21 protein-coding genes and 1 tRNA gene are annotated in these 22,273 nt (G+C 55.6%); 10 read left to right on the forward strand and 12 right to left on the reverse strand.

Features of this window, described 5'->3' with window-relative positions; translation table 11 throughout:
- Positions 1 to 21: 21 nt before the first annotated feature.
- Positions 22 to 1,332, reverse strand: a complete 1,311-nt coding sequence (ugpB, locus tag I9188_RS15190) for a sn-glycerol-3-phosphate ABC transporter substrate-binding protein UgpB (protein ID WP_209505977.1) — start codon at positions 1,330 to 1,332, stop codon at positions 22 to 24.
- A gap of 177 nt (positions 1,333 to 1,509) precedes the next feature.
- On the opposite strand from ugpB, the gene I9188_RS15195 reads away from it, so the two are divergent.
- Positions 1,510 to 2,415, forward strand: coding sequence for a LysR substrate-binding domain-containing protein (locus tag I9188_RS15195; protein ID WP_209505979.1), 906 nt, complete (start codon positions 1,510 to 1,512; stop codon positions 2,413 to 2,415).
- Positions 2,416 to 2,514: 99 nt separating this feature from the next.
- Here the strand turns inward: I9188_RS15195 and I9188_RS15200 are convergent, their stop codons facing one another.
- Positions 2,515 to 4,752 carry an adenylate/guanylate cyclase domain-containing protein gene (locus I9188_RS15200; protein WP_348540344.1) on the reverse strand — a complete coding sequence of 746 codons (2,238 nt, stop codon included), beginning with the start codon at positions 4,750 to 4,752 and terminating at the stop codon, positions 2,515 to 2,517.
- Positions 4,753 to 4,961: 209 nt separating this feature from the next.
- Between I9188_RS15200 and I9188_RS15205 the strand changes: the two genes are divergently transcribed.
- The 6 genes from I9188_RS15205 (at position 4,962) to I9188_RS15230 (ending at position 8,289) form a co-directional block, all read left to right on the forward strand.
- Entirely contained in the window at positions 4,962 to 5,333 is a 372-nt protein-coding gene (locus tag I9188_RS15205) for a YciI family protein (protein ID WP_209505983.1), read from the forward strand.
- Positions 5,334 to 5,336: 3 nt separating this feature from the next.
- Entirely contained in the window at positions 5,337 to 6,572 is a 1,236-nt protein-coding gene (locus I9188_RS15210) for a DUF6596 domain-containing protein (protein ID WP_209505985.1), read from the forward strand.
- A 68-nt stretch (positions 6,573 to 6,640) separates the two neighbouring features.
- Positions 6,641 to 7,027, forward strand: a complete 387-nt coding sequence (locus tag I9188_RS15215) for a VOC family protein (protein WP_209505987.1) — start codon at positions 6,641 to 6,643, stop codon at positions 7,025 to 7,027.
- Between the two features lie 24 nt (positions 7,028 to 7,051).
- Positions 7,052 to 7,273, forward strand: a complete 222-nt coding sequence (locus tag I9188_RS15220; RefSeq protein ID WP_209505989.1) for a hypothetical protein — start codon at positions 7,052 to 7,054, stop codon at positions 7,271 to 7,273.
- Complete coding sequence (locus I9188_RS15225) at positions 7,273 to 7,617, forward strand: TfoX/Sxy family protein (RefSeq protein ID WP_209505991.1); 345 nt, start codon at positions 7,273 to 7,275, stop codon at positions 7,615 to 7,617. The genes I9188_RS15220 and I9188_RS15225 overlap by 1 nt, the downstream gene beginning before the upstream one ends.
- Before the next feature lie 12 nt (positions 7,618 to 7,629).
- On the forward strand, positions 7,630 to 8,289 hold the full coding sequence (locus I9188_RS15230; protein ID WP_209505994.1) for a DUF2461 domain-containing protein: 660 nt from the start codon (positions 7,630 to 7,632) through the stop codon (positions 8,287 to 8,289).
- A 182-nt stretch (positions 8,290 to 8,471) separates the two neighbouring features.
- On the opposite strand, the gene I9188_RS15235 is transcribed toward I9188_RS15230, so the two are convergent.
- From I9188_RS15235 to I9188_RS15245, 3 genes are read right to left on the reverse strand one after another with little or no spacing between them, the layout of a single operon-like run.
- Positions 8,472 to 9,587 (reverse strand): ABC transporter permease, encoded by a 1,116-nt coding sequence (locus tag I9188_RS15235; protein ID WP_209505996.1) that lies wholly within the window; start codon positions 9,585 to 9,587, stop codon positions 8,472 to 8,474.
- Positions 9,588 to 12,281, reverse strand: a complete 2,694-nt coding sequence (gene rbbA / locus I9188_RS15240) for a ribosome-associated ATPase/putative transporter RbbA (RefSeq protein ID WP_209505998.1) — start codon at positions 12,279 to 12,281, stop codon at positions 9,588 to 9,590.
- Complete coding sequence (locus tag I9188_RS15245; protein WP_209506000.1) at positions 12,278 to 13,273, reverse strand: HlyD family efflux transporter periplasmic adaptor subunit; 996 nt, start codon at positions 13,271 to 13,273, stop codon at positions 12,278 to 12,280. Before I9188_RS15245 ends, rbbA begins: the two co-directional genes overlap by 4 nt.
- A gap of 441 nt (positions 13,274 to 13,714) precedes the next feature.
- On the opposite strand from I9188_RS15245, the gene I9188_RS15250 reads away from it, so the two are divergent.
- Genes I9188_RS15250 through I9188_RS15260 form a run of 3 tightly spaced genes read left to right on the forward strand, consistent with a single transcriptional unit; the run spans position 13,715 to position 18,170 of the window.
- Positions 13,715 to 15,622, forward strand: a complete 1,908-nt coding sequence (locus tag I9188_RS15250) for a CHASE2 domain-containing protein (protein WP_209506002.1) — start codon at positions 13,715 to 13,717, stop codon at positions 15,620 to 15,622.
- A complete protein-coding gene (locus I9188_RS15255) occupies positions 15,622 to 16,302 on the forward strand; it encodes a DUF928 domain-containing protein (RefSeq protein ID WP_209506004.1) in 681 nt (226 codons plus the stop codon). Before I9188_RS15250 ends, I9188_RS15255 begins: the two co-directional genes overlap by 1 nt.
- A gap of 41 nt (positions 16,303 to 16,343) precedes the next feature.
- Positions 16,344 to 18,170, forward strand: coding sequence for a caspase family protein (locus I9188_RS15260; protein WP_209506006.1), 1,827 nt, complete (start codon positions 16,344 to 16,346; stop codon positions 18,168 to 18,170).
- A 303-nt stretch (positions 18,171 to 18,473) separates the two neighbouring features.
- On the opposite strand, the gene I9188_RS15265 is transcribed toward I9188_RS15260, so the two are convergent.
- The 7 genes from I9188_RS15265 to I9188_RS15295 all read right to left on the reverse strand — a co-directional run bounded on the left by I9188_RS15265 (position 18,474) and on the right by I9188_RS15295 (position 22,272).
- Positions 18,474 to 18,908, reverse strand: coding sequence for a cytochrome c (locus I9188_RS15265; protein WP_209506009.1), 435 nt, complete (start codon positions 18,906 to 18,908; stop codon positions 18,474 to 18,476).
- Between the two features lie 6 nt (positions 18,909 to 18,914).
- On the reverse strand, positions 18,915 to 19,787 hold the full coding sequence (locus tag I9188_RS15270; RefSeq protein WP_209506011.1) for a CopD family protein: 873 nt from the start codon (positions 19,785 to 19,787) through the stop codon (positions 18,915 to 18,917).
- Between the two features lie 2 nt (positions 19,788 to 19,789).
- Positions 19,790 to 20,131 carry a copper resistance CopC family protein gene (locus I9188_RS15275; RefSeq protein ID WP_209506013.1) on the reverse strand — a complete coding sequence of 114 codons (342 nt, stop codon included), beginning with the start codon at positions 20,129 to 20,131 and terminating at the stop codon, positions 19,790 to 19,792.
- Positions 20,132 to 20,141: 10 nt separating this feature from the next.
- Positions 20,142 to 20,573, reverse strand: a complete 432-nt coding sequence (locus I9188_RS15280; RefSeq protein WP_209506015.1) for a cytochrome c — start codon at positions 20,571 to 20,573, stop codon at positions 20,142 to 20,144.
- 95 nt (positions 20,574 to 20,668) lie between these two features.
- Positions 20,669 to 21,034 (reverse strand): hypothetical protein, encoded by a 366-nt coding sequence (locus I9188_RS15285; RefSeq protein WP_209598835.1) that lies wholly within the window; start codon positions 21,032 to 21,034, stop codon positions 20,669 to 20,671.
- Between the two features lie 691 nt (positions 21,035 to 21,725).
- Positions 21,726 to 21,801: transfer RNA gene (locus I9188_RS15290), tRNA-Ala, on the reverse strand.
- A gap of 144 nt (positions 21,802 to 21,945) precedes the next feature.
- Complete coding sequence (locus tag I9188_RS15295; protein ID WP_209506019.1) at positions 21,946 to 22,272, reverse strand: TIGR02300 family protein; 327 nt, start codon at positions 22,270 to 22,272, stop codon at positions 21,946 to 21,948.
- Between the last annotated feature and the right edge of the window lies 1 nt (position 22,273).

The following is a 22,273-nucleotide window of genomic DNA, read 5'->3' on the forward strand; positions in this document are numbered from 1 at the left end:
CCCGCACCGGATTTCAGAGGTTTATTGATTTGCCGATTCGAACCTGCGCAGAAGCGCGTCACCGCGTTCTTTTGCGCTGTCCATGGCTTCCTGGGCGGATTTCTCGCCGGACCAGATGGCCTCAAGCTCCTCATCGATGATACCGCGGATTTGATCGAACGATCCCAGACGCAGACCTTTCGAGTTTGCTGTCGGCTCTTTCGCGGTCATCTGGATCACAGCGATATCGGTGCCCGGGTTTTCATCATAGAAACCGGCTGCACGGGTCGCTTCACCGGCTTCTGCGGTAATCGGAAGATAGCCGGTATTCTGGTGCCATGCCGCCTGAACGTCGGACGAGGACAAGAAGCTCAGGAACTCACCAACGCCTTTATATTCTTCGGGATCATGACCTTCCATCACCCAAAGCGATGCACCGCCGATGATGGTGTTTTGAGGCTCGCTTGTGACCGCTTCCCAATACGGCAGCGGACGCACATCAAAGTCGAACTCGGCCTCGGCTTTGATCCCGGCATACCCGGCCGAGCTTTCGGTGAACAAGGCACACTCACCCGCCCGGAAGTTTGCGCCGCCTTCATTTCTGCGACCGGTATAGATGAATTTACCATCCTTGGCCCAGTCGCCCATGGCGCTCAGGTGCGCGACCTGTACCGGGCCGTTCAGCATCAGTTCTGTGTCCAGACCGGCAAAACCATTGTCCTGCGATGCAAACGGAACGTTGTGGTACGCAGACAGGTTTTCCAGGTGGATCCAGCTTTGCCATGCCGTCACCAGCGGGCAGTCCTCGCCTCCGGCTTTGAGTTGCTCCAGAACGTCGCCAACCTTTTCCCAAGTCGACAGGTCGGTGTCGGGATCAACGCCTGCTGCCTGCATGGCATCTCGGTTGACCCACAAGACCGGCGTGGAAGAGTTGAACGGCAGCGACAACATATCTCCGTCGGTGGTGGTGTAGTAACCTTTCACCGCACCGATATAGGCGTCGGGATCAAAAGACGCGCCACTTTCAGCCATGACTTCGTAGACCGGCTTGATCGCGCCTTTCGCCGACATCATCGTTGCGGTGCCAACTTCGAAAACCATCAGGATGTGTGGCTGTTCGCCAGCACGGAACGCGGCAATGCCAGCGTTCAGGGTTTCCGAATAGTTGCCCTTGTGGCTTTCGACCACGACAAACTCATCCTGACTGGCGTTGAACTCTTCAACCTGCGCTTTGACAAGTTCGCCAAGGCGGCCGGTGAAGGCATGCCAGAATTGAACTTCGGTTTGCGCCATTGCCGCCAAGGGTGACAAGGCAGTTGTAACGGCAAGAGCGCCAAGCAAATTCTTTTTCATGATTCCTCCCATGCATCAGGTTTGATGCTTCGTTGAGTGACGACCGCAACGCGTATTCGACACACATGACGATTTCACGACGTTACCGTTACAGAAATATAATTCAAGCCCTACTTATTGGCAAAAAACATAATGCAATGTTATAGACGTGAATGAAAAAGCGGAACTGGGTCTGCAATGAGACAAACTTTGAGAATTCGGCAACTGGAAGCGCTTATGGCGGTGACCACCAATGGTTCGGTCACAGCAGCGGCCGCCGATTTGGGGGTGAGCCAACCAGCTGTCAGCAGGTTGCTGTCGGATCTTGAAAAATCGTTTGGCTTTCAACTTTTTGATCGCCGCAAGGGCCGATTGGTTCCGACACAGGAAGTTCGCTATCTGCAACCCAGCGTGGACCGAGTTCTGGAATTGATGAAGCAGATATCAGACGCCAGTCAGAATATCACGCAGCGAAAAGCCGGGCATATCCGCGTCGCCTGCCTTCCCGGTTTTGCCACCAGCCATCTGCCGGATGTTGTGGCAAGTTTTCTGAAAGACCGGCCAGGTGTCACCATGACGATCGAACCGGACAGGCCGGAACGGATATTGGAATGGATGGTTGGCGAACAATATGACTTTGGAATCACCGATGGTTTTAACGGTCATCCGGGGGTGGAAAGCAGAAATGTAGATGTGCGCACGGTTTGCGTGTTCCCGAAAAATCACGCGCTTGAGAACCTCTCGGAGGTGGCACCATCCGATCTTGCAGATGAGAACATCATACATACGCGGCGCGACAGCGATTTTTTCGGACGGCTTTCGAAGGCATTTCAGCGGGCCAACGTTACACTCAACTCGCATATCGAGGTCAGGCAATTCACGGCGGCATGTGAATTGGCGATAAAAGGCGTCGGCGTTTCCATCGTCAGCGAGCTGGACGCAGTCCAATATACGGACCGAGGGCTAAGCTACAGGCCATTCAAGCCGTTTTTGCCGCATACGCTTTCGCTGGTACGCCCGGTCTTGAAGCAGCCGTCTTTGATCACACTGGAGTTCATTGAGCATTTCAGCGAAAGCCTGAGTGCGTTCAGAACACCTGCCTGAGGTTGCGGTCGCCGGGACAACTGATATCTGCCCGCGTTTCCAGCCGACAGTCTCCAGAAAAAGCAGGATCCAAGTGGTCGATAGCGCCCAAAGTCGTCGTTATTGTGAGGCTCCGCGTATCTGTTCAATGGCTCGGGCGGCAAATCTTCCCGACAAAGATCCGTCTGCGTTTGCTTCCAATGCAGGCAGTGCGGGGGATGCTTGTTCTCCGATTTCACCCAAGGCGATGGCCGCTTCTTTTCTGACAAAAACCGAAGGGCTGCCCAACAGCATGATCAGTTCCGGAATGGCTAGGGCTGCATCGGCCCCAAAGAGCGCCAAAGACTGAGCCGCGTCACGTTGTTCCTTGGCATCTCCGCGCATCAGATCAGCTTTGAGGCTTGCAACTGTGGTGCTCGGCGGAAGCGCGGCCAATTGAAGGCCGTTTTTCAAGCGGTTGTTTAAGTGCTGATGCTCGCCGATCCATCGCACGATAAAGAAATACTCTCGTACAACTTCATCCAGAACACTCTCATTCTCTCCTTTCTGCCATCGTTCGATCATTGCCCTTGCGGCATTTCGGTCGCCGTTTAAGGCCAAGATCGAGGCCGCAAATGGCATCAACTCAACTGCCTGCGGGTTTCTATCCAGCTCAGACATAATGACCGCCTCTGAGCCTGTCAGATCATTCATGGCAAACAGCGCGGCACCTTGAAATAACGCGTAGTGACTGGGGTATTCCGGGTCGAGGCGCATCGCAGCCTGCACAAACGCCAGCCCTTCCTCTGGCTCGCCACCCGCGATCAAAGCCCATCCCATTGTCAAATGCGATTCTGGGTCGCTTGGTTGCAGGGCGATGGCCTTTGCGGCTTCTTGTCTCGCTTCTTCCGTTCCCCGACTTACACCCTCGGCACTGTCCCAATCCGGAAGGTTGAGAGCGACAATTGCCCTGATGACGTGGATGAGCGAGGTGTCCTGATGCGTCAGTTCACGGTAGTATTTATAGAACAGCCCAATATGCATCTGTTCGTCAGCATTCGCAAAGCCTGACCAGTGGTGGAAGATGTGCGGTCGCAAATGTACCATAGCTAACATCGCCCAGGCTCGCGCGTAATTCGGGTCCAGTTCGACCGCGCGCTCAAAATGCGGAATTGCAGCCTGATTGTCCTGTTCATTGAAGCGTGAATAAAGCTCCCACCCGCGCTGGAACGCTTCGCGCGCCTCGATCTTTTCAGTTTCTATGTTTTCGATAGCAATCCGGCTTTCTGTGTCCAGTGGAACATCCAACTCGTGCGCAATCGCCAGTACAATGTTGTTTTGCAGATCAAAGATCTCATCGATTTCACCGTCGAAACGTTCCGCCCAGATTAACCTGCCGTTCAATGTGTCCGTCAGGCGGATGTTGACCCGAAAACCTTCTCCGCTACGTCTAAGACTCCCATCGACGACATAGCGAACGCCCAGTTTCTCGGCAAAACCTGCCACATCAATGTCGCGGTCCCGAAATGCAAAGGAAGTGTTTCCGGCGATGACAAATAACCCAGATATGCGGGACAAATCCGTTATAAGATCCTCGGAAACACCATCTATCAACATCTTGTTGGACGCGTCGCTGGTGAAATTCGTCAACGGAAGCACGGCGATCGAAGGAAGATCCGGCAGAGGGTAGGCCATCTGCGCCTCAGAAGCGCGCAGCTGACCCTTTTCCCATATCTTCACTCCGAAAAATCCTGTCGCGCCTATTGCGACGATTACAGCCAGAACTATGAAATGAGGAACTTTCTTGGTTTTGTGCTTTACCGCCGGGGTCAACGCATCTGTTTCGACGCAGAACGCCTCGATAGGGTCCGCAATATTCTTGACCGATTGCGGACCAATTGGCGTAAAGGCGAAGGGCACCTTGTTGCGCGCGTATCCGACAATCGCCTGCGAGGCGATAATCCCACCTGGTTCTGCCAGCGCCTCAAGCCGTGCGGCCACGTTGACACCATCACCCAAGATGTCGTCGGCGTTCGAGACGACATCGCCAACATTCAAACCGATCCGAAAAACGATTGCGCGGTCGGGTTCGGTATCCGAGTTTCTTTTCAACAGTTCGGTCTGTATCTCGACGGCGGCGCGAACCGCATCGACTGCGCTGGGGAATTCGATCAGAAAACTGTCACCCGCTGTGTTCGCAATGCGCCCTGAATACCCGGCGATCAATGGCTCGATGACTTCAGCGCGGATCCGGCGCAGCTTGTCGATTGTGCCTTCTTCATCCAAGCCAACCAATCTTGAATAGCCTGCGATATCGGCTGCTAAGATGGCTGCTAATCGACGATTTGGCCGGCTTTTCATAGTTTCGCAGCCTACCATTTGGACATTTTTCTGGGAACTGGTTTTCAAGGTGCCGGTTTTGCACCGGATTTTGAGAACCCTTGACCTGTTCCCTAGATGGTAATGGAAGCCCGGGCCGCAGGGTTTTAAGACAAAAGCGGTCTGGGCAATTTGTCGGTTCTGGTCGTTGTCGGATTTGCATGGCCTCGCGCGTCCTTGCACAATGCGACCAACGCAAGGAGGCGATAATGATCTACGCGATTACAATTTATGGGGAACCGGGCGTGTTCGAGGCATTGCCGAAAGATCGCCAGGACGAAGTGATGTCGGGCCATCGCGCCCTGCAAGCGGTATTGTCGGAACGCGGAGAGTTCGTGTCGATAAAACTGATGCCGCCAACGTCAGCGGTAATGGTCGAACCAGCCGCGTCTGAGGGCGCTGCACCCCTGATCACCGATGGCCCGTTTTCCGAGACCAAGGAAAATTTCCTTGGGTTTTACGCCGCTGATTTCAAAGACCTTGAAGAAGCATTGGAACATGCAAAACTGATCTCTTCACCGGTCGCGCAGCTGGAAGTTCGGCCTGTGGCCTGGGCTGGGGGAGCCATATCGTCGGAATAGATCATGTCAGACTGGCTGGAGGCCACATTCGCTGAACAACGCCCGCGCGCCATTGCTGCCCTGACGCGGGTTTTTCGGGATTTGGACACCGCAGAGGAGGCCTTTGCCGACGCCTGCCTGAAAGCCTTGGCGGTTTGGCCCCAGGACGGGGCACCTCGTGATCCATTGGCATGGCTTCTGGCCACGGCCCGGAATGCGGGTCTGGATGATTTACGCAAATCCCGGCGGCGCGCGGCAATCCTGTCGCGCCACGCAGAAGAGTTTCAACCGATGCCGGCGGAAACACCCGACCCTGACGAGATGCGGGACGATGTCCTGCGCTTGCTGTTCATCTGCTGTCACCCGGAACTGGATCGGCGGGATCAAATCGCCATCGCCTTGCGGGTGGTCGTGGGGCTGAGCGTCGATGAGATTGCCAGCGGATTTCTGGTCAAATCCAAGACCATGGAGCAGCGTATTACTCGCGCCAAAAAGAAGATAGCAAATAACCCGGTCGCCTTTGAAGCGCCAAGCCCGGCTGAAAGGCAAGCCCGGTTGGGCGAAGTCTCGACAATGGTTTACCTGATGTTCAGCGAAGGGTGGTCGACCTCGGCCGGGCCGCAGCAAATCAAGCTCACGCTGTGCAGAGAAGCGATCCGGCTTGCCCGTCTTCTAGTTGCATTGTTCCCTGCAATGGGCGAGCAGGCCGCACTGCTGGCGTTATTGTTGTTTCAACACGCCCGGCGCCGGGCCCGTATTGACGAGGAAGGCAAGCTTGTCGCTCTCGACGATCAGAACCGTGACCTTTGGGATCGTTCGAATATCGCCGAGGCTACATCGCTGTTGCAAAAAGCCCAACGAATTGGCCACCGCGGGGTCTATATCATCCAGGCTGCAATCGCAGCGGCTCATGCCTGTTCTGCCTCATCCAAAGAAACCAACTGGGCGTTAATAGAAAGCCACTACGCCGCCCTTTACGCATTACAGCCGACACCCGTGATCCGGCTCAACCAGATTGCCGCACAGGCCAAGCTATACGGTCCACAATACGCGCTACAGGCGATGGACCCGCTGTCACAGGAGTTGTCCAACTATCGTTGGTTTCACGCGATGCGAGGTGGCCTTTTGCAAGAAGCGGGGGAGCATAAAGCCGCCATTTCCGCCTTTGAAACCGTATTGGCGCTTTCCCCCACCACGTTGGAATGTGACGTGATCAACGAAAAAATCAAAATCAGTCAAAAAGAATTAGAGGGCCTGTAGGAGCACACACTCCTCGTACGTCCTTGGGTCAGACCCGCATGTGGCGGGCGTAACCAACGGAGGTACCTATGAGTATACTTGAGATGACGGCTGTCGGAAATTCAGGATGGATCGGGCATTCCGGGCCGGATCAGAGCAAGGCCAAATCCTTTTATCAGGATGTGCTGGGCTGGACGATCAGCGATATGCCGATGCAGGATGGGTCCAGTTATTCAGCCGCAGTTGTGGGCGAGACCGCTATCGGAGGCTTTTCACCAATGCCGGAGGAGCGTGGAAGCTGGACGATCTTCTTCACAGTTCCCGATGTGGATGCCAGTGTTGCAAAGGCCGAAGCCAAAGGCGCCACAGTTCTTCAACCCGCGATGGATATGTCGGGGGTCGGGCGCATGGCCACGCTGAACGACCCGCAAGGTGCCCGCTTTGCATTGATCACCTACGAAAGCATGAGACCCTGAGAACTGCCTGAAAGGAGGGCGCAGATGGAACAATATTCGCACATCGTGCAGGTTTTTGCAGCGTTATTGGTCTGGGTGTGCATTCCACTGGCGATTGCTTTTGACCTGCGTCGATTCAGGGCGGGTGCCCATCCGCTATGGGATGGGGGCGACAGGCTCTTGCGCGTGATGTGGCCCCACGGAAACTTCGTCGATTATGTTCCGTTCGCGCCTTCGATCCACCGTCAGCTTGAGGCATCCAGCTGATGCCGGTGGATGAGACCCTCAACGCCCGCATCCGCGACGCTTTGGCCGCGCATGTGGGCATATCCGAAAAGCGTATGATGGGTGGCAATTGCTTTTTCTTGAACGGCAACATGCTGTGTGGGGCGCGGCGGCATAACGACGGGCTGGGCCGTTTCATGTTCCGGGTGGGCAAGCAAAACGAAAGCATGGCGCTGGCGGACCCCACGGCGCAAGCAGTGATTCACGGTTCACGCAAACTGGGTGGCTTTATCCGCGTGGACGAGAGTGATTGCGATGACGCTGCTTTGTTGCGCTGGTTGCACCTTTGTCTCGAACACGCGGCAGCCCTTCCCGCGAAAGACTGAACGGAAAAAGCAATGGCCAAATTTGAAAGTTTCTCACCCGAAGCGCTTGGTTTTCTCAGGGATTTGCGAGCCAATAACACGAAGGAATGGTTTGCAGCCAACAAGGCAATTTACGAAACCCATTTGAAGGAGGCCAGCAGGCAGTTCGCGGATGACATGGCGACTGCCTTGCGTGTTCTGACCGGCCAGACCCACAGCAGCAAGATTTTTCGCATTCATCGGGATGTCCGTTTTTCCAAGGACAAAACACCTTACAACGCGCACCTGCATATTGCGTTTAGTCCGGACGGGAAAGCGGATCAGCCGCCGATGTGGTTCTTTGGGCTCTCGCCCGACGATATGGCGCTTGGCTGCGGGGTGTTTCAGTATGAAAAGGAAGCGTTGGCTGCCTTCCGAACTGAGATGGCAGGCCCAAAAGGGGCTGAGTTGACCAAGCTAACCGCTGAGATGCGAAAGCGTGGATTCCGGGTCGGGGATCCTGAATTGAAACGTGTTCCCTCCGGTTATAACAAAGATCATCCAAACGAAGAGGCATTGCGCCGCAAAGGCTTTACCGTCTGGACGGATTTGGGCAACTCTGCCTTTGCTATCGAACCAAACCTCATTGAACGAACTATAGAATTGTTCGAGGATCTCTTACCTGTTTTTCTGCTGCTTTCTCGGGTCGAGTAACCCCATCTTTCCGAGAGTCCGGAATGGAGATTTGATGGCCTGCACAAAATTGTCGTTCTTATCCAAATTTGTGTTCCATATATGATCGGAGGCCGTGCATCCGGTCACATATGAATAAATCACTCATCCCAGCGACATTGTGAAATCGCCCTTGAGTATTAATCAGAACCGGTTTGGCTCAATTACTCAACAGACCTCCGAAAGAGGACCAGACTTGTTGCCAGCAGGACAGCGCCCAGTAAAGCCATCCAGATGAACTCTGGCCAAACTGTTTCGAGACCGGCGCCCTTGAAAACAATCGCCTGACTGGCGGCCATATAGTGACGAGATGGTAATAGTAGCGTCCCGACTTGCAACCAGTCTGGCTGCCCTTCAACCGGCGTCTCTCCGCCGGACAGCATCAGCATGGGAAGGACGATTAGCATGACCAAAAGCGCAAACTGCGCCATCGAACGCGCAATCGTTGCCAGAAAAACCCCGAGTGCGGTCGCGGTGAACAGAAACAGGGCGGTGCCAAACAGGAACAGTCCTTTTGATCCCGAGATTTCAATTCCCAGCGCACCCTGCATGACAAAGGTTAGCGACAGGCTGGCAGCAATCAGGACAATTGCTGCATTGGCCCAGATCTTGGCTGCTGCAATGTCAAACGGGGTCAGTGGCATTGCCAGCAGATGCTCAATCGTCCCGTGCTCTCTTTCTCGGATCATGGCAGCGCCGGTCAGAATGGTGGTAAGCCACATGATCTGTCCGATCAGGGCAACGATCCCGGCAAAACGCACGGTATCACGGTTGGGGTTGAAAGCGCTTCTTAGGATGACATCGACCAGAGGTGGATCGACAAGATCGACACCGATTGCAAAGCGGCGAATTTCCGCGCCCAAAATATTGGTGATATAGCTGGCACCGATCCCGGCCTGCTCCATCGCCGTGGCGTCGATCAGAACTTGGATTTCAGGCTTGCGCCTTGCCCTCAGGTCTTTTTCGAATCCCGGTGGAACAACAACTATGAAGATGAATTCTCCGGCGTCCATTTGCGCTGGACCGCTACCTGGTTCGATTTGTACGACCGGCTGGAACTCGGGCGGAAAAAATGCTGTGGCAAGCGCTCGGGACAGTGGAGAATTGTCCTCATCAGAGAATGCAATCGACGCGTTATTGACCGAGGTCGCTACGCCGGTTGCCTCCATCATGGGCGCCAGCGTGAAAGACCAGACCAACAGCGCCATCATCACCCAGTCCCGGCGCAGGCTCATCATTTCTTTCAGGCCAAGCCAGAATATGCAGGACAATCGCTGCATTCATTTCTCCTGCGCGCGAAGGCAAAGCGCGGCGATCAGTGTCAATGCCGGCCCGAAGCAGGCAAGTGCCAAAATGTCCGGTGCGAGCGCCTCCCATCCCAGCCCTTTGGTGAAAGCCCCGACATTGAGGTGCAGGAAGTAGGATGAGGGCCAGAGAGAGCCGATAAGCTGCGCACCATCCTCAAGCGTTGATACGGGCTGCAAGAGGCCCGAGAACTGAATGGTGGGCACGACCGAAGCGATAGCAGTGGCAAAAGTCGCGGCCACCTGGCTGGATGTCATGGTTGCGATCAGCAACCCATAAGATGTCGTCGCCCAAACGTACAAAAACGCACCCAATGCCAAAGGTAGAGGATCGCCCTTAAGCGGCACATCGAAGACGAAAATAATCATTGCCGCCAGCAACAGGAAATTCACGTAGGCAATCATGATATAGGGTATCTGTTTGCCGATCAGGAACTCGAGCCGCGTTGTCGGTGTCACGTAGAAATTGACGACCGAGCCCAGCTCGCGCTCTCGTGCGACGCTGACCGCAGCCAACACGGCAGGCAGCATGATCAGCAGGATGGCGGGCATGGCCGGGGCCATCGCTGCAATGCTCTCAAAGCTCTGGTTATAGCGAAACCGGGGTTCAATACGGGCGATCTCAACCGCGTGTTCGCCTTTGGTCCTCGACTGCCCGTCGAGAAACGACTGGTGCAACCCTGCGACATACCCCTCGACTGTTTCCCCCTTGAAGGGGATCGCTCCATCTACGGTTGCCAGCACTTGGGTAGGTTCACCTGTGCGCTGCTTGCGCCCGAAATCAGGAGGCAACTCGATCACCATCGAAACGTCCCCGGCCTGCAACCGTCTGCGCCCTTCTGTGGCGCTGATCAAAGGTGGCGTCTGCTTGAAATAAGGCGATCCCGATATTTCTTCCGTGTAGGCCCTGCTTTCCGGGCTTTGAGATAAGTCCAGAACGGCAAACTCAAGATCTTCTATGTCGAGGGATATGCCAAAGCAGAACACCAGCATCAAAATCGCCGAGCCTAGAAATGCAAATGCCAGACGAACGGGATCACGGACCACTTCAACCGCTTCGCGTCGTGTGTAAGTCAGGGCACGACCGATGCCTTGTCCGGTGACCTTGGTCTTGGTGGCAAAGTCAACTTTGGGTGCCACGACAGGTGCTGGTTTTTCTGCGGTCTCCAAAACTGAAATGAAAGCTTCCTCAAGGCTACCGGTGCCTTCTGCGGCGATCAGGTCTGCGGGCGTACCTTCCGCCAGAACACGGCCTGCATGCATGAACGATACGCGGTCGCAGCGTTCTGCCTCGGCCATGAAATGGGTGGAAACAAAGATCGTCACCAAGTCTTTGTGCGATAGTTCGACCAACAAAGCCCAAAAGACATCGCGTGCTTCGGGGTCTACACCCGAAGTTGGCTCATCAAGAATAAGAACACGGGGACGATGGATAACCGCCACCGCCAATGACAAACGTTGTTTGATCCCAAGTGGCAGCGCGGCAGCCAGTGTATCGCGATGGGCCGCCAGGCCAAAACGTTCGGTCAATTCCGCTATCCGCTCCTCTCGATCAGGGATTGCAAATATTCGGGCATGAAGCTGTAGATTTTGATGGACGGACAACTCGCCATAAAGCGAAAAAGCCTGGCTCATGTAGCCGATGTCGCGACGCATCCTGCGATCACGCGCATCAACCGGGTTGCCAAACAACAATGCCTCGCCGGAACTGACTGGCAACAGGCCGGTCAGCATCTTCATAGTAGTGGATTTGCCACAGCCGTTTGACCCAAGAAAACCGAATATCTCTCCGCGATGGATCGAGAAATCGACATTGTCGACAGCGGTAAAATCACCGAACCGACGTGTCAGCCCTCGGGCAGAAATCACAGGGTTCGGGTTGATCTGCCGTACAGGTGCTTGATCCGACACCAACCTAAAACCATCGTGTGCCCGCAAGCGCCGATATGCGGTTTCGAGATCCCGGTCCTGCCCTTTCAGTTCAGCAGGTTTGCCTTGAAAGATGACGTGACCGCCGTCCATTGCAACAATTTGGTCAAAGCTTTCCGCCTCCTCCATGTAAGCAGTGGATACAAGGACAGACAGTCGGGGATGCTCTGCCCGAATGGCATTAATCAATGCCCAGAATTGACGGCGTGAGAGTGGGTCGACACCAGTTGTCGGTTCGTCCAAAACCAGCAGCTTCGGATCATGTATGAGAGCACAGCACAGGCCGAGCTTTTGCTTCATCCCGCCCGAAAGCTTGCCCATAAGCCGGTCTTCAAACGGTGCCAACCCCGTTGCCGACAACAGCGCATTGGTCCGGATGTCACATTCTTCTTGCCCTTGGCCAAATAGCCCTGAAAAGAATTCAAGGTTCTCGCGTACTGACAACTCAGAATAAAGGTTTCGACCCAAGCCCTGTGGCATGAAGGCAATGGCCGGGCAGATAAGGCGTCGGTGCGCGGCGTCGTCGATCGAGCCACCTAAAACACTGATCGATCCGGTTTGCAGTTTCTTTGCACCGGTGATCAACCCAAGCAGTGTCGACTTTCCAACCCCATCCGGTCCGATGAAGCCGACCAGCTGGCCTTTGGGAAGATCAAGCAAAATAGACTCCAATGCGACATTGCTGCGATACCGGTGCGTGACACCCGTAATGCGAATCTCAATGTCGGCCTCTGGCGTCATTCGAACAGCTCGGGCGGGATACCCTGTTCCAACGCGGCTGGCCACGCAAGGTTTGGATCGATCCGGATCACGGCAACACCGCGAAGCCCGGTTTTGACGTGCTCAATCCGGCTTTGGATCAGATCCTCGGGGATGCGCACACGGACGCGGAACACCAGTTGTTCGCGTTCATCCAATGTCTCGACCTGCTTGGGCGTGAACTGTGCTTCAGGAGAGACAAAGGTTACAAAGGCTGGAATGGAATAGTCCGGCAGGGCGTCAAGAACGATGCGAGCTTCGGCGCCAATAGGCAGCAATCCGGCTTCGCGCGCTGGCAGGAACACCTCCATATACACATTCTCAAGGCTGAGCAGGGTCAGGATTGGTTCACCTGCGGCAACGACCTCGCCGGGTTCCGCCAGCCGGTAAAGCACACGCCCGCGCGTCGGAGCCAAAAGCGAGCTGTCTTCGATCAGCGCCTCAATACGGCGCATTTCGGCCTCTGCGGCCGCAATCTGACTTTCTGCGGTGGCAACGCGCGCCTGCGCGGCACCCAGAACCGCCGCAGCAACCTGATGTATGGTTTCGCGTTCTTCGAAAACCGTTTCAGAGATATTCTGCCCAGTCAGAAGCGCCGTTGCGCGCTGAAGCTCCTGCGCGGCCCGGCGCAGTTCGCTTTTCCGCTGCACAACAAGTGCCTCTGCTTCCACTTTGGTCTGATGCGCCAGCGCCACTTCGGCCTTGGCACGATCCAGCGTTGCGGACAACTCATCACTGTCCATTTCGGCCAGCACGTCACCGGTGGCGACCATACCGCCTTCAACCGCCATGACGCTTTCGACACGTCCGGCTAAGGTTGGCGCAATTTCAATCTGCTCGGCCTCGATCCGACCATTCCCCTGCGCAAATCCATCAGGCAACTGGCTTCCATTTTCAGAGACCAGGGAATAGACCACCACGCCCACCATCGCGAGCGCAGCCAAAGCAAGAAAAATCAATGAGTTTTTCTTCATTATTCACCGCCTGAAAACTCGCTGCGGGTATTCCTCTATACTGCTGCTGAACCGTGGGCTTTGCTTTGGATCAAGCCAACGACGTCAGGGCAAAGAAAGACTCTGCGCGCCTGTCGCGGACATGTTCAGCCTTAGTGACCTGAAATTTTACCACAAAAGAGAAACAACATGGCATGCAAACCAATCCTGAGTTCCTGCGCCTAGGCAATGCGCACCGCGTTGACCTGCAAGCTGAACCGTAATCGAGTGGCAGCCGATTTCAGAGTCAATTTCTCGCCCCTGAACCGATAGCTTTAGCAGGTTCCTCAAAAGTCCGCCTTGTGAAGTTCACCCTCAAAGACACGGGTTGAGCGGCGTTCAGCCCTCCAATCTCTCGGCTGGTTTTGAGAAAACAACGAACGTAAGTTGCTATTTACCTTCGAACAACTGCAAACTTGTAAGATGAACAGAAGGCTTCTTAGTCCGGTGCAGGCGCTTTTGGTGGCGGGTCTTGCCGCGCTTGGAGTTTTCACGATCCTCGCTGGCCTTCGTTCTGAAGGTTACCTGCAGCGGCCCGAGCTTGCACACTACGATTGGGTTTTGGCCCGCAGGGCCAGCGATGCGTTGGCACAAGATGTTGTCGTGGTCGCGGTCGATGACGAGGACTTGCGCACCTGGGGCTGGCCCCTCTCAGATGGTCAGGTTGCGAACATTATCGACGCACTGTCGTCGGCGGGCGCCGCTGTAATCGGTATCGACATCTATCGCGACAACGAGGTGATCGAGGGGCGGCAGCAACTCGAAGCGGCGTTCCTGAAGACCAATGCGATCTGGGTTGTGAAACTGAACGATCGAGGCGGGCTGAGTATCGAGGCGCCGGATTTCGCGCAAAACGACGGCAGCGTGGGGTTTGCTGATATCCCTGTCGACGCGGATGGTGTCGCCCGGCGCGGTATTCTGCTGGTCAGCGGCACCGATCGCATTTCTTTGGCGTTCAGCACACAGTTGGCCCTGCGCGCCACGGGTCAAAACAGCCTGAAAGCCTGGCCGGACGATTCCCGGACCCTGTTGTTTGGTCAGACGCCGGTGCGACGGCTGGAAGACGGGTTCGGCAGTTATCGCGGGCTGGATGATACAGGCTATCAGGTGCTGCTGGATTACACCAATGCATTGCCGATGGCCCCAATCGTACTGGCCCGCGACCTGCTCTCCGGACAAGCAGACGCTGACATGATCGAAGGAAAGGTCGCCCTGATTGGGGTTACTAGCAAGTCGATCAAAGACGATTTTCGCACACCGCTGAACAACCCGCCACAGACGCCATTCAGCTATGGCGTATTGGTGCATGCAGCCACCACCCAGCAATTGATCGATTATGCTGCGGGCCGCAGCGAACCGATGCGCAGCCCCGGGCAAAGTGCGCACTTGGCGATAATATTCGCCGGCGCATTATTCGGGGCACTAGCTGGCGTTCTGTCGCGCACTGTGCTGACCGTCATACTACTTGGACCAGGCCTTGCCATCGCTATCGGAGCAGCGCTTTCGACCCTGTTGTCTCGTGGACTATGGTTGCCGGTCGTTCCGACATCGGTTGCTTGGTTTACCGCCTTTCTCTTAGTTCTCCTCACCGTCGGGATCATCTCGCGTCGGCAACGCCAGGCCATCGCCAAACTGTTCTCGGATCATCTGTCCCCGGAACTCACAGCCGAGATATGGAACGCGCGTGATATCCTTTTTGCTGGCGGTAAACCGCGCCCCCGTCGCTTGCGCGTCAGTGTCCTTCTTGCTGATCTGGCAGGCTCGACGACCGTCGGCGGCTCGGCCGAGCCGGGAGCCTTCATGGATTGGACAAGCCGAATTCTGGATGTGATGAGCCAGGTCGCGCGCGAAAACGGCGGGTTCATTGAGAAGTTCACCGGTGACGGAATCCTGGTGGTGTTCGGTGCGCCGCTGCCTCGAACAGCCGAAGAGGACATCCAAAAGGACGCTGTCGCGGCCTGCCGGACGGCACTGCAAATTTCTGACCGGATTGACAGACTGAATGCAGAAGGTGGTCTGTTGGCACCTTATGGTCTGCGGATCGGGCTCCATAGTGGTGTGGTTTTGGGCGGCACGTTGGGCAGCGCGGGCAGCCTTCAATACAACATCATGGGCGACACAGTGAACGTCGCAGCCCGTATCGAGGCATTCGGAAAGGCGTTGCAAGACAGAGGAACGTCGGCAACCACGATCTGTGCCAGTGCTGATCTTCGGGAACTCGTCGGAGGCGATTTCATGTTTCAGCCGGTCGGACACCTCATACACGACGACAAGTCGCGGGAAATTGGGTTATTCTTGCTCACAGGATCTGCACAGAAGGGGGCATCGTAATGATGACACCGGCATGTTCGGGAAACACTCTTGGCGCTTTGATAACCGGTTTGCTGCTGCTTCTGGGCTCGACCATTGATCTGTCGGCGCAAGAAAGCGAAGGCAGTCAGCAGGCTGATCCAGACGAGGTCATCTTCATTCCGCCCACCATCGGTGCCCCGGCGGACCGCGTCGGTGCTGCCACCCGCGATGTCGGGCAAGAGGCTGGTGTGCTGGCCGTGCTGGCACCGGCTGGCGGCGGTGTGACTACATTAGGTAAACCCCCACTGATCTGGCACTTGGCTGAAAACTTTTCAGGTCAGATGACCGCACAGTTGGCCCCGATCGGAGCGCCGCAGAATGGGGTCGGTATTTCCGGCAAAGGTCGGTTCAGAAAAGGGTTCTACGCGCTTGACCTGTCGCGCTCAGAATTCGTGCTGGAGCCGGGGAGTATCTATGTCTGGACAGTCGTTTTGGCGGAACCTGAGGCGGGGACCGTTATCGCGACGGTAACGACTTACGTGGAACGGGTCACCGCCCCAGAGCCCGCCGCAGAGGATGTGTCGGCCTTGGCCGCCGAGGGATTATGGTTCGATGCCCTGCGACCCTTTGTCGAAATCGAGTTGTCGGGTAAAGTAAGGGTCAACCGGAATGCGGGGTTTGCGAGCCTTGTCCGGTCTGCTGGCATTTCGCTGCCATAGGACACGCTCCAGCCCCTCGGCCGACACGCGGGGGACGCTTGATGATAAACTGGTCTTTTTCAGGTCTGGCTCTGCGCTGCGTTCTGCTGGTCCTTGCGCTGATCTGCACCCTGACAGCGGCAGCCTCTGCGGCGACGGAAAGACGCGTGGCTCTGGTTATTGGCAATTCCGCTTATCAGCATGTCTCGAGTCTGGAGAACCCGGTCAATGATGCTCAGGACATCTCGATATCGCTGGCACGTATAGGGTTCGAGGTCACCACGGGTCTGGACCTGGATTACAACGGTATGCGCATCGCACTTCGGGACTTTACCGAAACCGCCGCAGGGGCCGATGTGGCGCTTGTCTATTTCGCGGGCCACGGAATTGAGATCGAGAACACCAACTACCTGATCCCGGTGAGTGCGGCCCTGAAAAGCGACCGCGACGTCGACTTCGAGGCCATCCGTCTGGATGCAATCGTGAATTCGATTGCCGATACGCCGGGGCTGAAGCTGGTTCTGGTCGATGCCTGCCGCAACAATCCTTTCGTTGCGCAGATGTCGCGCGCGTCGGCCACTCGGTCGATCGGGCGTGGGCTGGCCGCAGTGGAACCCGGTGGGGTTGTCGTGGGCTATGCCGCGCGTGGCGGAACGCTGGCGCAGGACGGGGGCGGTCGGAACAGCCCCTATGCGACGGCACTTTTGGAACATATCGAACAGCCGGGGTTGGAGCTTGGGAAAATGTTTCGCCGGGTGCGCGATCGGGTGGTGGAGCTTACGGATGGATTCCAGGAGCCATTTACATATGGCTCACTGCCTGGCGAAGACATTTACCTTGTGCCACAGGTCGAACAGGTGGCAATGGTGGCACCTGCGGACCAGACGGCCATGCCCTCCGCCGTGCGCCCCCTTGCGACCCGTGACACTGCAATCAGCGCCGCGATGAAAGTGAACACCATGCGTGGCTGGTCGCTGGTCGCTGGCAAGTACCGGGCGGCCACCATCGTCGAGCCTAAGATTCTGGGGCGCATGGCCGAGATCACGCCGGAGTGGCTGAAGAAACAGGGCCATCTGTCCACAATGGAGGATTTCCTTTTACCGGGCCGCGAACGGAAACAGCAACTGCAAGAGGCGCTCAATACCGCCGGTTTCGAGGTCGGTGTGCCGGACGGCGCATTCGGACCGAAGACGCGGGCGGGACTAAAGGCTTTGCAGGAGGCCAGTGGACTTGATCCGACGGGCTATGTCGATGCGGCCGTTCTGGCAAGCTTGCGAATAGAGTGGCAGGATGGGGCCGACGATAGTTTTGTCAGCAATCCATTTGCCGTGCGTCAAATGCCGGATGACCTTGAAATGCTGGGTGAGAATGAAGAGATCATAACGGTTCTCAGGTGCCTTGGGTTGCGGAAAAGCATCTATGGCAAGTACCGGGGCAGCTTCTACATCGCCATGATTTATTCCGGCTCGATTGACGACGCGCGCCGCCTCGCCGAGAGCTGTGGCATCGATCTTGCATCCCTGACATCGGCTGACGAGAACGCATTCGTGGTGCGCATGATCGCCCATGATCCGGCCTTGTTTGAACAAGGCTATGACAGTCGAACCAACACCAGTTACAAGGCTGGCCCCTATTTCGGTTTCCGGAAGGACCCAAAGGAAGAAAATGCCGTGAAAGGCTGGCGGTGGTACACCGGAGAGCCGGTCAAATACACGAATTGGTTGCCATCGAAACCAAACAAGACCCATGGGAAAGGCGACAAGGCTTTCGCTCAGTTTCAGTATGAACGGACCGGACGCCGAGACCTGAGTGAGATCGTGCCTACACAATGGTTCGACGGGTCGGGACGCTTTGCACGCTCAGTTGTTCTGGAAGGCAGGTTGCCCTAATCGGGGAAAGTTCAAATGGGTTGGAGTCCCATGCATTTCTCGCTTCTACAAAAGTTCCAAACTAGGGCTATCCCGGCATAACTTGCGATGGAAACGTTTGGTGATGTGCAATCCGATTGCTCTCAAGCCCGATCCGGGTGGGGCGAGCTTGCTCCGAAGCGCCCTGAAACACGCTCCCAGGCCATCAATATTTGAGGATTCCGCTAGGGACGCTTGGCTGAGAGAGTGGCATCAAATCGCGATACGTCCACAACCGGCTACGTCGAACTGTGCATGCCCAAACCTACACCGGACTACTGCCTTCTATTGGTGGGGCAGGTTGCGGCTGGCCTGCATGTGCTGAACATCGTCGGGCCAAGTGGAGCGTATGTAGGCCAGCACGTCCCATATGTCGTCGTTAGTCAGGGTGCCGTCAAAGCCCGGCATGCCACTGTTGAAGTCTTTTATACCGCGTACTGCCAACGCGTCAGCCCCACCTAGCTTGGTATACTCGAACAGTAGCCTGTTATCATGGTGCCATGTGTGCCCTGTCACGTCATGTGGTGGTGCAGGTAACACTCCGTTATCGTCGGGTGTTTGCCAGTCGGGTTGGCCTTCCAGATTAACTCCATGGCATGAGGCACAGTGCTCTGCATAGAGTTTCTGCCCATTCGCTAAGTCTCTGTCCAACAACTCATGATCTGCAGCAACGCTAGTACCAATGCCGCATATGGCGAGTGCACACAGGTGTTTGTTCATCTCTACCTACCCATAACTCGGAAGCGTTAGTACTCTCGTGAGTGCCGCCGTCGTCGCCAGAACCGCTAATACGACTATTGCCTCAACCTCGATGGATCGGGCGAGGCGTTGCGCTGCTATTGCCTCTCCGCTTTGCATGGCCGGAACAAATCGGAGCTTGTTGGCAGCGGCGAGGACCATCAATAACGCCACAAGGAATACTTTGAGCATTAACGTTTGCCCGTAACCCGTGAACAAGAGCCCTTGGAGATTGCCGACAAGCAACCAGGCCATCCATAGGCCCGCACCGATTAAGGCCGGTACCACCAATGCAGCAGTTTGCCCAAACCTATGACCAAGTTCAGCGGCATCTGTCAGGTGTTCAGACATGAGAGCCATACCTCGCAGCGGGCTAAAGATGCCCACCCAGAAAGCTACACATAGAAGGTGCAACAGCAGCAAGAGTTGGACACCAAAACTCTCCAGTTCCAGCACATGTCCGATCTGTGCGAAGGACCACATTGCCAATGTGCCACCCAACAGCGCGATCCAAAGACCAAAGCGAGGAACAGACAGCCCCACAAGGATCAACACTGCGCCTGCAAGGCGATAAACAAATACGTCGCCCACGGAGGTCTGCCAAAGCAAGCCAAGCATCTCTGGATCGACCATGCCGTCAACGCCGCCCGTTAAGGCGGCTCCTCGGAGCATGAAGCCAAATACTGTTGCTGCGAGGGAAAGCCACGCCAAGACCAAGGCTTGGCGCTTCATCGCAAGGCTTACCGGCGCGACTAGTTCGGAATAGAGGCATTTAACGACGACAAGCCCGGTGGACCCGGCAAAGCCGATGTAGAGCACCAGCTTTGCGAGGATTGCGACAACTCCCCAAATGTCTGGCATGCTCATTCCACGGAAAAGGAAAATTCGCCCTGCATCGCATGGCCGTCTTTGCCTAAGCCACGCCATTCGATGACATAGGTGCCGGTTCCATTGCTTGGCAATGGGATCGTGAATACCTGACGGAAACTTGTTTGGTCCCCCAAATCTAAGCGTACCGCCGCGTGCTCTTCATGGGCCATCTCAATCCGTGTCAACCGGATGTCCTTGGTGAAGCTGAGGCCGATTTCGGCGGGCACAGAGGTTACAGTAGCCCCGTTGGCAGGTGTCGTTTCTTCGGCCTTGGAATGCGCCAGTACCCCGCTGGGAATAGCAGCCATGATTACGAGCGTTATGATCTTTTTCATGGTCCTGTCCTCAATTTATTCCGTTGGCACGTTGAATTTCACGAATGTACGCGATCACCATGGCAACGTCACCTCGCGTCAATCCCTCGACCGGCGGCATGTCACCAAACTGCCAATGATGGCTTCTTACACCTTGTGAAACCGCCCTCTGAAAGGCTTCGTCAGCGTGGTGGCTGGGCTCGTATATCTTGTGGATCAGAGGCGGTCCTGCGCCATCTACTCCGACCGCGTTGACGCCGTGGCAAGTAGCGCAGGAGGCATCAAAGACACGCTGACCGATTACGGCATTGCCCTCGATTGGCGGCATTTGAATTGCGACCATAGCATCGCCTTCAAGTGCCTCCTGCGGCGCGGTCTCTTCGATTGAACCGGGCCGAAGCGTTATGAAAGCGGCGACGGCAGCGACAGTGCAAACGCCGATGAGTAAGTAACTTTTTTTCATGGAGTAATCCTGACTTTTTGAAGCTGATAGTGCTGCGGTTCATTGCGAACAGCGGCACGCGCAGGTCGCAGATGTTCGCAAGGATCTACGCTGCTTCAAAGGTCAGGGGGCTTGTATGGGTTATCTGGTTCAATCGGTTTGGCTTGGGCTCCAATCTGGAACTCTGGATCAATTTCACGTTGGTCCTGCGCGGCTTCTTTGTTCTGGGCAAGCAAAATAACTGCTTGGCAGATTGAGGGATTACACTCGCTGGTTCCTGAACTGTCCGGGTCATGGTGGCTGTGTAGGGTCGATTTATCGATGCTATTATTCGCCACGGAAGCGTGTTCCGTTAATTGCATGTGGCTTTCACAGCCAAGACCGATGCAGCCATCCGATCGCGCATGAGCCACGCCACCAAGCCCGGACAGGATGACCAGAATGCCAGCGAGTAGCAAAAGTGAGTATCGTCGGATGACCATGGTTTGGGACGCTACCGCACGAGAATAAGTATGACAACGCCAGCCCTTTGGTTTTTCGGATCACGACCAGCTTTTGTTCGGTCAATTGATTGAAGCTTCCCCTTTTTCCTAGACAGCAATACGAGAAGGGCCGTCTTAATAACTCCCTAACTGCAGTGATGTGGGCGACGCTGTGGTTGTGCGTTGACCTGTGTCATAGCGTCGATTGCCAAATTGTTAGAAAGGTGCTTCGCAAATGGATGAGAGCCATAGCATAAATACACCCCGGATAGCGGTTACGCTTTTGGCCGTACTAGTAGCTATTGCCGGTTGTACGGGCAGGCATCACCACGGTGACTGGCATGGCCACGTGGCAGAAGAGTGTTATGGACCACACAATGACGTCGTTCATGAGGCTCATTGTGGGACATCTGAGTAAGTTATTCTGCACGTAGGCACCCGCAGGCAACCGGTCTGACTAGATGATGTCCATTAGTCGCCAGGCCAATGCCGTCAGTCTGTCCTTTACCCGAAGGGTCCGACGTGTGGTGCTTGGTCTAGTGTGGGACTTTGGGCTTGTGTCGGGCAGTGGCCAACGGAAGTAATATATGCCGTGTCTGGACCGTGAGAGATACGCATGCAGCTTCATTTTGTGTCACACCTGTGTGTCACACCGCTCTAATGCTTGCTATCTAGTTGTATTGTTAGGTTTTGGTGGAGCCTAGGGGAGTCGAACCCCTGACCTCTTGCATGCCATGCAAGCGCTCTCCCAACTGAGCTAAGGCCCCATCACGGTACCGTCGGTACGGTGGACGGACGTTTAGGAGACAGCGGCAGTGAGTGCAAGTCCAAAATTTGAATTGGGCGCGAAATTCCACCCGAGCTGCCCCTCAGGTGAAAAAGGCGACCCCAGGGGATCGCCTTTTACTTGGTCAGTTATCGTCTTCTGATGACATGTCGGTGATGTCGTCCAGAGAAACATCATCATTGTCATCGTCATCATCGTCCAGCAGATCGTCATCCAAATCCACGTCGACATTGTCTTCGTCGTCCAGAACCAGATCGTCCTCAGATGCGTTTTCACGCGCTTTGACCGAAGCTGCGTCTTCTGCATCCGCCGAGATCATACGGCTTTTGGATGTTTCAAGCTCCACGATCTCGCCAGTGTAGGGGCTGATGATCGGGTCCTTGTTCAGGTCGTAAAACCGCTTACCGGTTGTCGGGCAAACACGCTTTACGCCCCATTCTTCCTTGGGCATG

The organism is Ruegeria sp. HKCCSA071 (assembly GCF_017872555.1).
In the GTDB taxonomy this organism is placed as follows: Bacteria; Pseudomonadota; Alphaproteobacteria; order Rhodobacterales; family Rhodobacteraceae; genus Ruegeria.